We start from the raw sequence: 13,611 nt of genomic DNA, 5'->3' as shown, positions 1-13,611 counted from the left end.
CCAATAACTATACCGGTATAACTGTAACGGGATACTTATTGGGTTCCGGGGTAGCATGAGGGCATGGTCCGTACCCCCCTCACCCCCGAAGAGCGCGAGCGCGGCGAGCGGCTCGGCGCCCTGTTGCGCCAAGCCCGAGGTGGCCGCAGCATGGTCGAGGTCGCGGCCAGCGCCGGACTCTCCGCCGAAACCCTCCGCAAGATCGAGACCGGCCGGGCCCCGACCCCGGCCTTCTTCACCGTCGCCGCCCTGGCGGAGGCCCTCGGGCTCTCCCTGGACGAAGTGCTGCGGCGCTGCGCCCTCGTGTCCGTGTGAGGTCCGCAGGAGCGGGCGGGCCGCGGCCGTTCGGCCGCCGGGCCCGCCCTTCGGCGTGCCGTTAGGGCGGGCCCACGGGCCGAACGGCCCAATCGGCGGTGAGAGCGCCGGGGCGCGGGGCAAGCGTGAAGGCGTGTCAGACATGAACGCATCCACATCCAAGCGACTCGGCCTCGGACTCGTGGGCGCCCTCCTCGCGGGCGGCCTGCTCCTCGCGGCCTGCGCCGCGCCCGAGGGCCGGGCCCACGCCGGGGACCCGGGCGACGTGGTCTTCCGCCACCCGGGCGTCGTCGTCAGCCACACCCGGCTCCTGCACGCGAAGCAGATGGTCGCCGCCGGCAAGGAGCCGTGGAACTCGGCGTACCAGGCGCTCCTGAAGAGCCGCTACGCCTCCCTCGACTACGGGGCGCACCCGGCCGACGTGGTGCCCTGCCCCTTCAACTCGGGGCCGCAGTCATGCCTGGACGAACGCCAGGACGCGATCGCCGCCTACACGCACGCCCTGCTGTGGTCGGTGAACGGCAAGACCGCCCACGCCCGCAAGGCCGTGCAGATCATGGACGGCTGGTCGGCCGTGATGAAGCGCCACGCCGAGGACAACGCCGGCCTCCAGGCCGCCTGGTCCGGCTCCACCTGGGCGCGCGCCGCCGAGATCATCCACGCCGACTACCCGGCGTGGGGGGAGGAACGGGTCGCCCGCTTCAAGGAGATGCTGCGCACCGCCTACCTCCCGGCCGTCCGCGCGCAGGTGCCGGCGTACAACGGCAACTGGGAGCTGGCCATGACCGACGCCGCCCTGGGCATCTCCGTCTTCCTGGAGGACCGGGCCGTCTTCGAGGAGTCGCTGGAGCGGTTCCGGGAGCGCGTCCCGGCGTACTTCTACCTCAAGCGGGACGGCGCCCACCCGCTGGCCCCGCCGCGCACCGCCATCGACTCCCCGGACAAGGTCGCGGCGTACTGGTTCGGCCAGGGGACGTACGTCGACGGCGTCGCCCAGGAGACCTGCCGCAACCTCATGCACGTCGGCTACGCGCTCGCGGCCGCCGCGCACATCGCCGAGACGGCCTGGCACCAGGGCGTCGACCTGTACGGGGAGCAGGGCGAGCGGCTCCGGGCGGCACTGGAGTTCCACTCCAGGTACCAGCTGGGCGAAGAGGCCCCCGGGTGGCTGTGCGGCGGCAAGCTGGAGCGCACGATGGGGCCCGACCTGGAAGTCGCGCTCCAGCACTACGCGGTGCGGACGGGGGCGAAACTCCCGTACACCCGTGAGCTGGTCGAGAAGACGCGGCCGGCCGGGACGGACGACCTGTTCGTCGCGTGGGAGACCCTCACCCACGGGGAGCCGGTGCCGGTCGCCTGAGGCGCGGGCGGGGCGGGGGCGGGGCGGACCGCGGCGGCGCGCCGCGGCCGCGGGCGTGGTCGTTCTCGGGTCAGGCGTCCACGGGGTGCCAGGCCGGGCCGTCCCCGCCCTGCCGCACGTGCCCGAACGCCACGTCGGCGAAGTGGATGCCGAAGCCGATGGTGTCCGGCTCCGCCAGCTCGGCCACGAGCCGGCGGCGGTGGACGGCGGTCCGGGCGAGGTCGTGGTCGAACGCCGAGGACCAGTCCGGGTGATCGATCTGGAGGGGCGAGTGCACGGCGTCACCGAAGGCGATCAGGCGCCGCCCGCCCCCGGTGATCACGTACTCGGCGTGCCCGACGGTGTGGCCGGGGGTGATCCGCACGTGGACGCCCGGGAAGACCTCCTGGCCGTCCGTGAGGGTGCGCACGCGCGGTGCGAGGGCGGCGACCCGCTCGCTCGTGCCCTCGGCCGCCAGCAGGTCGAGCCGGTCCCACTCGGGCTCGGCGATCAGGAACTCGGCGCGCGGGAAGAGGGGCAGCCCGCTGTCGGGGGAGGGGTGGACGGCCCAGCCGATGTGGTCGGAGTGGAGGTGGGTGAAGGCCACCGCCTCGATGTCCTCGGGGGCGCGGCCGAGTGCGGCCAGGCTGTCGGGGAGGGCGCCTCCGTGGATCACGCCGAGGGGGCCGTCCGGGGCGCTGAACGTCTGCGGGCCGAAGCCCGCGTCGATCAGCAGGGCCCGGCCGCCGTGCTCCACCAGCAGGCCGCCGACGCCCGCCACGAGGTGGCCCGTGCCGTCCAGGTACTCCGGGTGGGCGGCCCATACCTCGTCGGTGGTGTCGGGGAGCAGGGGCAGCGGCCGGAGCCGTACGTCGCCGTCCGGCACGTAGGAGACCTTCGTGTCGCCCAGCCACAGGGAGCGGATGCCCGCGGGCCGGTGCAGTCGTTCGTCGTGAGTCGTCGTCAGATCGGGCATGGGAACTCCTGTGTGAGTGGTCGTCAGGCCGCCTCGGACCGGTCTGCCGAGGTGGTGGGGCCAACCATAAGCATCAAGCTTGAATCATTCAAGTTGTAAATATTCTGGCTTGAGGGACTTGATAAACTGGCCCCATGACGACACCTCCCGAGCGCCAGGCCATTGCCGAGCGGCAGCTGTGCGGGCTGGTGGACGGGCTGGCCCACCGGATCGCCGAGCACGTACGCGAGCGCGCCACCACGCTGGGCCTCACCGCGTCCCAGGCCACCGCGCTGCGCGAGATGAGCGGGCCGATGACCATGCGGGAGCTCGCCGAGCGCATGAGCTGCGAGCCGTCCAACGCCACCTTCGTCGTCGACAAGCTGGAGAAGCAGCACCTGATCGAGCGCCACCCGCACCCCACCGACCGCCGCGCCAAGCAGCTCGTCCTCACGCCCGAGGGGGCCGACCTGCGCGCCAGGCTCCTCGACCTCCTCTCCGTGGATTCGCCGGTGTCCGGGCTGGGCCCGGAGGAGCAGGACGTGCTGCGGAGCCTGCTGGAGCGGGTCGTCACCTCCCGTTGACCGGCCGCGTAGGGTCGGGCGCATGACGATCGTGGAGCTGGGCAGGGCGAGGTACGTCAGTCTCACCACCTTCCGCAAGAACGGCACGGCCGTGGCCACGCCGGTGTGGGCGGTGGCGGACGGCGACGAGCTGTACGTGTGGACGCGCGACGACGCGTGGAAGGTGAAGCGGATCCGCAACGACGGCCGGGTCACGGTCGTGGCCTGCGACGTACGCGGGAACGTGGCCGACGGGGCCGCGGTCTACGAGGGCGAGGCGCGGCTGCTGGACGACGCGGGGCTCAAGCGGGTGCGGAAGCTGATGCTGCGCAAGTACACCTGGCAGTTCTGGCTGCTCGACGTGCCGGCCGCCATCGTCCGGCGCGGGCGGCCTCACACCGCGATCGCGGTCAGGCTTGCCCCGCCCGCCGCCAAGCTTTGAGACTCCTGTAGCCCGCCCGTAACACCCGTGCGGTCCAATGCGGGGATGGAGACCGCGATTTCGCAGGTGATCGGCCAACTCTCCGGATACATGCGGGGATTGACGCAGCGACTGGATCCCGGGACGGGCTGGTACGGGGAGTTCCTGCGGCGGGACCCGGAGGGGATGCGGGCCTGTCTGGACGGGGCCGCGATGCCTCCCTGGGACGTACTGGAGTCACTGCTCGGCGACTTGGCCGCCACGACCGGTGCGGTGGCGATCGCCCGGGAGACGCAGTACGCGGCCGGTCTGCGGGCCGCCGCGGTCGGGGTCTGGGACCGGCTGCCGGGCGGGGTGGAGGAACTGCGCACCCTCCTCGCCTCGGCCGCCGAGCAGCAGGCCCGGGCCCGGGCGGCCCTGCGCGTGCTGTCGGCGCGGCTCGCGGAATCGGCGGACCCGGCGGAGGCGGAGGCCCTGTCCCGGGAACTCTCCTGGACCCGCGACGACGCCGCCCGCGCCGCGGCCCGCCACGAGGACCTGGCGGCCCGCCTGCACGCGGTGACCCCGGGACCCGACCGCAGCCCCGGACACCCGGCGCCGCCGCAGCCGGACCCCCTGAACGCCGTACCCGCACAGCGTGCGGCGACCTCCCCGGGCACAACGCCCGCCACGGAGGCGGAGGCGGTGGCGGAGCCCGTCGGGCGGGCCGAGGGGCGGTGGCTGCGCGGTGCGCGGCGCAGCGGCGGGGCCCGCTACGGGGGTGCGTCAGCACCGGAAGCCCGGGCGGCGGCCGTGCCCCCGGGGCATCCGGCGTCCGGCACGCCGCTGCGCGGCGCCCGCTTCGGGAGGCCCGCCCGCACGGGGTCCGACCCCGCCCCGGCGGGGGAACCGGGGCCGGCGCCGGACACTCCGGCAGGCGGGTCCGGCCACGCCGGCCGGGCTCCCGGAGGCCTGCGCGAGCCCGCCCGCGGGGGCTCCGAAGTGCCGGATCCGGGGCAGCCGTCCGCCGCCACCGGCCACGGCGGACGCGGGCCCGGCGCCCCGGACGGGGCGCCCCTCCCGGGAGCCGGGGGGTTCGTGGAGGGACTCGTGGCCCTGCGGGGGCAAGGGCGGAGCGGGGAGGCGCACGCCTTGCTCTGCGAGGCCGCCGCCGGGCCCGCCGAGCGGCTGGCGCTGCTGGGGGAGGAGCTGGTGCGGGCCGGGCTGTCCGCGGACTGGGCCACCCTGCTCTGGGAGGCGGCCTCCCTGCCGCCGGCCCGGTTCGCCGCGGCCGCCGCCGTGCTCGGGCCGGCCGACCGCGACGCCCTGCTGCGCCAGGGCGCGGCCCGTCCGGCCGCCGAGATCGCCGAGATCGCCCTGGTCCTCGGGGAGTCCGGTCACACCCCGGAGGCCGACGCCCTGCTCGCCGCCTTCGTCCGGGTCCGCACCGCCGAGGAGTCGGCCCGGCTCGCCCGCCGGGATCCCCGGTGGTTCGCGCCCCGGCTGCTCCGCGCCGCCGAAGCCCTCTCGGGGCCTCATCACCGTGACCTGTTGCACGCCCTTCGAGTCGCGAATCTGCCCGTCTCCTGACCGGAAACGACCACGTGCCGACGTAACTCCTGCGTTTGCTGATCGACTACTCCAACCGTGCAAGGCGGTCTTGCCCCCGGCCTGGCCGAGGCCTACCTTCAACTCCCTACGCGCAGCCATCTGCACCCTCTACGTGCGTAGAAGCCGGCGTACCCGTCGCGAGGAGCAGCTCATGGCCCAAGTCGTCCGCGCCGCACTCGTCCAGGCCACCTGGACCGGAGACACCGAGTCGATGATCGCCAAACACGAGGAGCACGCCCGCCGGGCCGCCGCCCAGGGCGCGCAGATCATCGGCTTCCAGGAAGTCTTCAACGCCCCCTACTTCTGCCAGGTCCAGGAGCCCGAGCACTACCGGTGGGCCGAGGCCGTCCCCGACGGCCCCACGGTCCGGCGGATGCAGGACCTCGCCCGCGAGACCGGCATGGTGATCGTCGTGCCGGTCTTCGAGCTGGAGTCCGAGGGCTTCTACTACAACACCGCCGCGGTCATCGACGCCGACGGCAGCTACCTCGGCAAGTACCGCAAGCACCACATCCCCCAGGTCAGGGGCTTCTGGGAGAAGTACTACTTCCGCCCGGGCAACCTCGGATTCCCCGTCTTCGACACCGCCGTGGGCAAGGTCGGCGTCTACATCTGCTACGACCGCCACTTCCCCGAAGGCTGGCGGGAACTCGGCCTCGCCGGAGCCCAGTTGGTCTACAACCCGTCCGCCACCTCCCGCGGGCTCTCTGGGTACCTGTGGCAGCTGGAGCAGCCCGCCTCCGCCGTCGCCAACGAGTACTTCGTCGCCGCCATCAACCGCGTCGGCCAAGAGGAGTACGGCGACAACGACTTCTACGGCACCAGCTACTTCGTCGACCCGCGCGGCCAGTTCGTCGGGGAGGTCGCCAGCGACAAGGAGGAGGAACTCCTCGTCCGCGACCTCGACTTCGACCTCATCAAGGAGGTCCGCGACCAGTGGGCCTTCTACCGCGACCGCCGCCCCGACGCCTACGGAGGACTCGTACAGCCGTGACCAACCCGATCCCCCTGCACAGCCGGCACCGCTCCGTCCTGCCCGACTGGCTCGCGCTCTACTACGACCGCCCCATCGAACTCACCCACGGCGAGGGCCGCCACGTCTGGGACGCGGACGGCAACCGCTACCTCGACTTCTTCGGCGGCATCCTCACCACGATGACCGCCCACGCCCTGCCCGAGGTCACCAAGGCCGTCGCCGAACAGGCCGGGCGGATCATCCACTCCTCCACCCTGTACCTCAACCGCCCGATGATCGAACTGGCCGAGCGGGTCGCGGCGCTGTCCGGCATCCCCGACGCCCGGGTCTTCTTCACCACCTCCGGCACCGAGGCCAACGACACCGCCCTGCTGCTCGCGACGACGTACCGCCGCTCCAACCAGATCCTGGCGATGCGCAACAGCTACCACGGCCGGTCCTTCTCCACCGTCTCGATCACCGGCAACCGCGGCTGGTCCCCGACCAGCCTCTCGCCGCTCCAGACGTACTACGTCCACGGCGCGGTCCGCACCCGCGGCCCCTTCGCCCACCTCGACGACACCGCCTTCACCGCCGCGGCCCTCGCCGACCTGGAGGACGTGCTCGGCCAGGCGCGGGGCGGGGTCGCGGCCCTCATCGCCGAACCGGTGCAGGGCGTGGGCGGGTTCACCTCGCCGCCCGACGGGCTCTACGGGTCCTTCCGCGAGGTCCTCGACCGGCACGGCATCCTCTGGATCAGCGACGAGGTGCAGACCGGCTGGGGCCGTACCGGCGAGCACTTCTGGGGCTGGCAGGCCCACGCCCAGAACGGCCCGCCGGACATCATCACCTTCGCCAAGGGCATCGGCAACGGCATGTCCATCGGCGGATTCGTGGCCCGCGCCGAGGTGATGAACTGCCTCGACTCCAACTCCATCTCCACCTTCGGCGGTTCACCGGTCACGATGGCCGCCGGCGTGGCCAATCTCGCCTACCTCCTCGAACACGACCTCCAGGGCAACGCCCGCCGCGTCGGCGGCCTGCTGCTGGAGCGGCTGCGGGCCATCGCGGCGACCGTGCCCGCGGTACGGGAGGTGCGCGGCCGGGGCCTGATGGCCGGCCTGGAGCTGACGAAACCCGGCACCGACCAGGCCGACCCGGACGCGGCCGCCGCCGTACTGGAGGCCGCCCGGGCCGGCGGCCTGCTGCTCGGCAAGGGCGGCGGCCACAACACCAGCGTGCTGCGCATCGCGCCGCCGCTCTCCCTCACCGTCGCCGAGGCGGAAGAGGGCGCCGAGATCCTCGCCGAGGCCCTCAGAAGCATCGCCTAGCACCGGGGGAGACGTACATGACCATCCGCACCCTCATCCGCGGCGGGCTCGTCATCACCGCATCCGACGAGCTCCACGCCGACGTGCTGATCGAGGACGGCCGGGTCGCCGCCCTCGCGGCACACGGCACGGCGGCCGCCGAGACCTGGACGGCCGACCGGACGATCGACGCGAGCGGGAAGTACGTCATCCCCGGCGGGGTCGACGCCCACACCCACATGGAGCTGCCCTTCGGCGGCACTTCCGCATCCGACACCTTCGAGACCGGCACCCGGGCCGCGGCCTGGGGCGGCACCACCACCATCGTGGACTTCGCCGTCCAGACGCCGGGGCACGCCCTGCGCGAGGGCCTCGACACCTGGTACGCCAAGGCCGACGGCCAGTGCGCCGTCGACTACGCCTTCCACATGATCCTCTCGGACGTCAACGAGCGGACCCTGAAGGAGATGGACCACCTGGTGGGGGAGGGGGTCACCTCCTTCAAGCTGTTCATGGCCTACCCCGGGGTCTTCTACAGCGACGACGGCCAGATCCTGCGCGCGATGCAGCGGGCCTCGGGCAACGGCGGGCTGATCATGATGCACGCCGAGAACGGCATCGCGATCGACGTGCTCGTCGAACAGGCCCTGGCCCGAGGGGAGACGGACCCCCGCCACCACGGCGAGGTCCGCAAGGTCCTGCTGGAGGCGGAGGCCACGCACCGCGCGATCCAGCTCGCGCGGGTCGCCGGCTCGCCGCTGTACGTGGTCCACGTCTCGGCGGAGGAGGCGGTGGCCGAGCTGGCGGCGGCCCGCGACAAGGGTCTCCCCGTCTTCGGCGAGACCTGCCCGCAGTACCTCTTCCTGTCCACCGACAACCTCGAAGAGCCCGACTTCCAGGGCGCCAAGTACGTCTGCTCGACCCCGCTGCGGCCCCGCGAGCACCAGGCGGCGCTGTGGCGGGGGCTGCGGACGAACGACCTCCAGGTGGTGTCCACCGACCACTGTCCGTTCTGCTTCCGGGGCCAGAAGGAGCTGGGCCGGGGCGACTTCTCGAAGATCCCCAACGGTCTCCCCGGTGTGGAGAACCGTATGGACCTCCTCCACCAGGCCGTCCTGGACGGGCACATCAGCCGCCGCCGCTGGATCGAGATCGCGTGCGCGACCCCGGCCCGGATGTTCGGCCTCTACCCGCAGAAGGGCACCATCGCGCCGGGCTCCGACGCCGACATCGTCCTCTACGATCCGCACGCCGAGCAGGTCATCTCCGCCGAGACGCACCACATGAACGTGGACTACTCGGCGTACGAGGGCAGGCGGATCACCGGACGCGTCGACACGGTCCTCTCGCGCGGCGAACTCGTCATCGAACGGCGCGAGTTCACCGGCCGGGCCGGGCACGGGGCCTTCATCCACCGCTCCACCTGCCAGTACCTGTAAGCACCGCACGCAGCAAGGAGCAGCCAGCCATGGACTTCGGCCTCGTCCTGCAAACCGATCCGCCCGCCTCCCAGGTGATCAGCCTCATGAAGCGCGGCGAGCGCAACGGCTTCCGCTACGGCTGGACCTTCGACTCCGCGGTGCTCTGGCAGGAGCCGTTCGTCATCTACAGCCAGATCCTGGCCAACACCCAGCGCATGCACGTCGGTCCCATGGTCACCAACCCGGGCACCCGCACCTGGGAGGTGACCGCCTCCACCTTCGCGACGCTGAACGACATGTACGGCAACCGCACGGTCTGCGGGATCGGCCGCGGCGACTCGGCGATGCGGGTCGCCGGACGCGCGCCCAACACCCTGGCCCGCCTCGGCGAGGCCATCGAGGTCATCCGGGACCTGGCGGAGGGCCGGGAGGCGCAGGTGGACGGCAACCCCATCCGGATCCCCTGGATCACGGACGGGAAGCTGCCCGTCTGGATGGCCGCGTACGGGCCCAAGGCCCTCGCCCTGGCAGGGCAGAAGGCGGACGGGTTCATCCTCCAGCTCGCCGACCCCTACCTCACCGAATGGATGATCAAGGCGGTCCGCCAGGCTGCCGTGGAAGCCGGCCGCGATCCCGCCTCGATCACCATCTGCGTGGCGGCCCCGGCGTACGTGGGGGACGACCTCGCGCACGCACGCGACCAGTGCCGCTGGTTCGGCGGGATGGTCGGCAACCACGTCGCCGACCTCGTCTCCCGCTACGGCGAACACTCCTCGATGGTCCCGGACGAACTCACCGAGTACGTCAAAGCCCGCCAGGGCTACGACTACAGCCACCACGGCCGCGCCGGAAACCCCTCCACCGACTTCGTCCCCGACGAGATCGTCGACCGCTTCTGCCTCCTGGGCCCGGCCGAGGCGCACATCGAGAAGCTCCGCGCCCTGCAAGCCCTCGGCGTCGACCAGTTCGCCGTGTACAACATGCACGACGCCCGGGAAACGACCATCGACGCGTACGGCGCCGACGTCATCCCGGCACTGAACGGCTGACGGCGCAGGCGCAGCACCCGGACGCGCCGAGAGGACAGGACCGACCGAGACGAGACGAAGGGGAAAGCCATGAGCACACAGACCCCACCCGCTCCGTACCCGAACCTCCTGCGCTGGTTCGGCGGCGAGATACCCGATACGGGGAAGATAGCCGCCGAGATCAGCACCATGACCGGGAACGGGCACTATGCGCGCCTCGTGACGGTCCTGGACCTGGTCGACGAACTCGCGGCCCTGGGCGCCGCCCTGCAGCCTTCCTTCCCGGGCGTCGATGTCCGCGCGCCCGTCCTCGCCGCCCCCGTCCAGCCCCTGCAGCCCCTGGGACGGCCCGTGCTCGAAACCGCGGGGGCGCACTGCCTTACCTCCATCGCGCTCGGCGAGCCCGCAGACGCCTTCAACGCCGTCTTCTTCTCCGTGGTCGGCGACGCCCTCCGGTACAAGAAGGCCGCCGTGTACGCGACGGTCGCCGGGCAGCGCGTCGAGCTCGGGGCCACCGCGAGCGGGGAGCTGTTCTGCACCAGCCCCGCCCACGCGCTGAAGTACTGGCTCCGCAAGGGCAACGCCTACGCGAAGATCCCGCAGATCGTCGGGGTCACCCCGGGCGGGCAGGCCGGGGGGTACAACGCACTGAGCGCCGTGGGCAGCGACGTCTGGCAACACGACTTCGGCGGAGACCTCACCAACCCGAGGGGCGTGGTGGCGGCCATAGCGAAGAGCGGGGCCTTCGGGACGATCGTCTGGGGCACGCCGTACTGCACGGCCGGCTGGGTCGACTCCCTGACACCGACGCTCACTACCCAGGGCACCATCACCCTCCCGACGGGTTCTGTCACGATCGGGCAGAACGTCCACTCCACGGCGATGGTGGGCAGCGCCTGGGTGGTCGGGAAGAAGCTCGCCGACTGCAAGCCGGCCTTCTTCCCACCGGCCTGGGAAGCCGACGTCAAGGCCACGCTCTGCCCCCTCGCGGCGGGGCACGCCGATCTGACGGCGATCAGAAGGTACTGCGACCTGCTGCTGCAGGCGGGCTTCGTCCAGGAGCCGAACCCCGACCTGAACGCTCGGATCCGCCACCTCATCACCCACCACCCCGCCGAAAAGCAGAGGCTGCAGGCGCTCCCCAACATCCAGAAGTACTACGCGAACCTCTTCTGATCGCAGAGCCCGGTGCCGGCCCGCGGTCAGGCCGGCACCGGGCCGTCGATCACGGCGGAACCGAGCATGGCACCCCCGCCGGGCCCGTGCCTCTCGGCAGGTTGCACGAAGTCGGGGGTCCGTGCTTGCCGCGCTTGCCCAGAGACGGGCTTCGGGCCGTGGCCCCAGGATGTGCCGTCAGACAAGGAGTGAGCCGGACGTACGGTCCGGTTCACCATGACGGCATCGGGAGTCCGCTGTGCTCTGGAAGAAACTGCTCGTCCCCCTGACCGCCTCCCTGCTCCTGCTGACGGCCCCGGCCGGCGCGGGCACGGCGGCGGCCTCCACCGGAACCGGGGCGGCCCCGGCCGGGGCGGCATCGACCGACTACGGCGCCCCCGGTCCCTACGCCACCGAGGTGGAGGTCGGGGCGGTGACCACCCTGTACTACCCGCGCGACATCGCGACCAGCGACCGCCGCCACCCCGTGATCGTGTGGGGGAACGGGACCTTCGCCTTCCCCGTCGTCTACCGCGAGCTGCTGCTGCACTGGGCCAGTCAGGGCTTCATCGTCGCCGCCGCCAACACCCCGCAGTCCAACCTCGGCATCTCCATGCGGGCCGGCATCGACCTGCTCACCCGCCGCGACGCCGATCCCGGCAGCCCCTTCCACGACCGCGTCGACCTGGAGCACATCGGCGCCTCCGGCCACTCGCAGGGCGGAGCCGCCGCCATCGTCGTCGGGGCGGACCCGCGGATCGACACCGTCCTGCCCATCCAGCCCGGGCCGCTCGCCGACATCGACGGCGTGCGCGTACCCGCGCTCCTCCTGGCCGGGCAGAAGGACAGCATCGTCTTCCCCTTCCTCGTCAAGGCCTTCTACGACGACGCCGACCACATCCCGGCCGTCTACGGGGAACTGCGCGGCGCCGACCACTTCACCGTCGTGGGCGACCCCGGCCCGTTCGCCGCGCCCACCACCGCCTGGTTCAAGGCCCACCTGATGGGGGACCAGGCGGCGCGCGCCCGGTTCCTCGGGCCGGGCTGCGGGATCTGCACCGACACCGGCACCTGGTCCGACGTCCGCCGCAACACCCTCGCCACCCGGTGACCGGTACGGACGCCGGTACCGGGACCGATGCCGCCCGGGACATCCTCGCGACCACCGGTCAGGGCAAGGTCCGGGGCCGGTACCGGCACGGGGTCGCCGCCTTCCTCGGCATCCCGTACGCCGCCCCGCCCTTCGGCGCCCACCGCTTCCGCGCCCCCGCCCCCGCCGAGCCCTGGGAAGGGGTGCGGGACGCGCTGGAGTACGGGCCCACCGCACCCAAGCGCCCGTACCGTCCGCCCCTGGACCGGCTGATCCCCGATCCGGACATCGCCGGTGACGACTGCCTCAACCTCAACGTCTGGACGCCGTCCGTCGGCGCCGGCCGGCTGCCCGTCATGGTCTGGATCCACGGGGGCTCCCTGCGCAACGGCTCGTCGAGCCTCCCGCTCTACGACGGGCGTGCCTTCGCCCGCGACGGGGTGGTCCTCGTCTCCGTCAACTACCGGCTGGGCGTCGAAGGGTTCGGGGTCTTCCCCGACGCCCCCGACAACCGCGGCCTCCTCGACCAGATCGCGGCCCTGACCTGGGTCCGTGACAACATCGCCGCCTTCGGCGGAGATCCGGCGAGGGTGACCGTGTGCGGGGAGTCCGCCGGCGCGATCGCCATCGCGGCCCTCATGACGAGCCCCCGCGCGGCCGGACTGTTCCGCAGGGCGGTCCTGCAGAGCGGCCCGCCGCACACGGTGCCGCGCCGCGCCGGCGCGAAGGCCGTGCGGGCGATGGCGAAGAGGCTGCGGATCCCGGCCACCGCCGAGGCGTTCGCGGCGGTGGACCGGGACCTGCTGCTGGACGCGCAGGCCGCCGTGGTCGACCGGTCGGACCCCATCGGCGGCGGCCCGGGATTCCACATCGTGACCGACGGCGACGTGGTCCCCGCCGACCCGGCCCTGCCCCGGGCGGACCTGCTGCTGGGCTGCAACCGGGAGGAGTACCGGCTGTGGTTCGTACCCGGCGGAACCGTCGACCGGATCAGCCGGCTCACCCTGCGGCTGGCCCTGCTGAAGTTCCGCGTCCCCCACCGGGTGGCACGGCTGTACCGGGCCACCCGGCCGGACGCCACACCCGGTGAGATCCTCGGAGAGATGGCCACCGACCTGCTGCTGCGGGGGCCGCTCAACCGGCTCGCCGACTCCCGGCCCGAGCGCACCTTCGTCTACGAATTCGCCTGGCGCTCACCCGTGATGGGGCTCGGGGCCTGCCATGCGCTGGAACTCGGCTTCGTCTTCGACAACCTGGGAGCCGCCGAGGACCTGACCGGGCCCGGCGCCCCCCAGCCCCTGGCCGACTCCATGCACCGGGCCTGGGTCGCCTTCGCCGCGACCGGGGACCCCGGCTGGCCCGGCTGGAACGCGGACCGGCCGGTCATGGTCTTCGACCACCCCGGTGCAGGCCCGGCCCTCGCACCACGGCACGAGGAACTCCGGGCCTGGCTCTGACCCGGGGATCCG

The 13,611-nt window shown here is 72.5% G+C and carries 13 protein-coding genes; 12 read left to right on the top strand and 1 reads right to left on the bottom strand.

Features of this window, described 5'->3' with window-relative positions; genetic code table 11:
- Positions 1-63: 63 nt before the first annotated feature.
- A complete protein-coding gene (locus ACZ60J_RS12600; RefSeq protein WP_469681220.1) occupies positions 64-315 on the top strand; it encodes a helix-turn-helix domain-containing protein in 252 nt (83 codons plus the stop codon).
- 142 nt (positions 316-457) lie between these two features.
- On the top strand, positions 458-1,675 hold the full coding sequence (locus ACZ60J_RS12595) for an alginate lyase family protein (RefSeq protein ID WP_469681218.1): 1,218 nt from the start codon (positions 458-460) through the stop codon (positions 1,673-1,675).
- Between the two features lie 70 nt (positions 1,676-1,745).
- Here ACZ60J_RS12595 and ACZ60J_RS12590 read toward each other — a convergent pair whose 3' ends face one another.
- Positions 1,746-2,630: an MBL fold metallo-hydrolase gene (locus tag ACZ60J_RS12590; RefSeq protein WP_469681216.1), complete on the bottom strand. Its 885-nt coding sequence runs from the start codon at positions 2,628-2,630 to the stop codon at positions 1,746-1,748.
- Positions 2,631-2,764: 134 nt separating this feature from the next.
- Here ACZ60J_RS12590 and ACZ60J_RS12585 point away from each other — a divergent pair, with 134 nt between their 5' ends.
- From ACZ60J_RS12585 to ACZ60J_RS12540, 10 genes are all read left to right on the top strand, one after another.
- Complete coding sequence (locus ACZ60J_RS12585; protein ID WP_469681214.1) at positions 2,765-3,193, top strand: MarR family winged helix-turn-helix transcriptional regulator; 429 nt, start codon at positions 2,765-2,767, stop codon at positions 3,191-3,193.
- A 22-nt stretch (positions 3,194-3,215) separates the two neighbouring features.
- Positions 3,216-3,614: a PPOX class F420-dependent oxidoreductase gene (locus ACZ60J_RS12580; RefSeq protein WP_469681212.1), complete on the top strand. Its 399-nt coding sequence runs from the start codon at positions 3,216-3,218 to the stop codon at positions 3,612-3,614.
- 45 nt (positions 3,615-3,659) lie between these two features.
- Positions 3,660-5,162, top strand: coding sequence for a hypothetical protein (locus tag ACZ60J_RS12575; protein WP_469681210.1), 1,503 nt, complete (start codon positions 3,660-3,662; stop codon positions 5,160-5,162).
- Between the two features lie 172 nt (positions 5,163-5,334).
- The gene (locus ACZ60J_RS12570; RefSeq protein ID WP_469681208.1) at positions 5,335-6,177 is read left to right on the top strand and encodes a nitrilase-related carbon-nitrogen hydrolase; all 843 of its coding nucleotides are present in this window, start codon (positions 5,335-5,337) and stop codon (positions 6,175-6,177) included.
- Complete coding sequence (locus ACZ60J_RS12565) at positions 6,174-7,469, top strand: aspartate aminotransferase family protein (RefSeq protein WP_469681206.1); 1,296 nt, start codon at positions 6,174-6,176, stop codon at positions 7,467-7,469. Before ACZ60J_RS12570 ends, ACZ60J_RS12565 begins: the two co-directional genes overlap by 4 nt.
- A gap of 17 nt (positions 7,470-7,486) precedes the next feature.
- Positions 7,487-8,887, top strand: coding sequence for a dihydropyrimidinase (gene hydA, locus ACZ60J_RS12560; RefSeq protein WP_469681204.1), 1,401 nt, complete (start codon positions 7,487-7,489; stop codon positions 8,885-8,887).
- A gap of 29 nt (positions 8,888-8,916) precedes the next feature.
- A complete protein-coding gene (locus ACZ60J_RS12555; RefSeq protein ID WP_469681202.1) occupies positions 8,917-9,918 on the top strand; it encodes a TIGR03842 family LLM class F420-dependent oxidoreductase in 1,002 nt (333 codons plus the stop codon).
- Positions 9,919-9,987: 69 nt separating this feature from the next.
- On the top strand, positions 9,988-11,073 hold the full coding sequence (locus tag ACZ60J_RS12550; protein WP_469681200.1) for a hypothetical protein: 1,086 nt from the start codon (positions 9,988-9,990) through the stop codon (positions 11,071-11,073).
- Positions 11,074-11,311: 238 nt separating this feature from the next.
- Positions 11,312-12,163 (top strand): alpha/beta hydrolase family protein, encoded by an 852-nt coding sequence (locus ACZ60J_RS12545; RefSeq protein WP_469681198.1) that lies wholly within the window; start codon positions 11,312-11,314, stop codon positions 12,161-12,163.
- A complete protein-coding gene (locus ACZ60J_RS12540; RefSeq protein ID WP_469681196.1) occupies positions 12,160-13,599 on the top strand; it encodes a carboxylesterase/lipase family protein in 1,440 nt (479 codons plus the stop codon). Before ACZ60J_RS12545 ends, ACZ60J_RS12540 begins: the two co-directional genes overlap by 4 nt.
- Positions 13,600-13,611: the final 12 nt, after the last annotated feature.

Source organism: Streptomyces sp. NPDC104226 (assembly GCF_055584085.1).
This window is presented reverse-complemented; position numbering and strand designations above follow the sequence as displayed.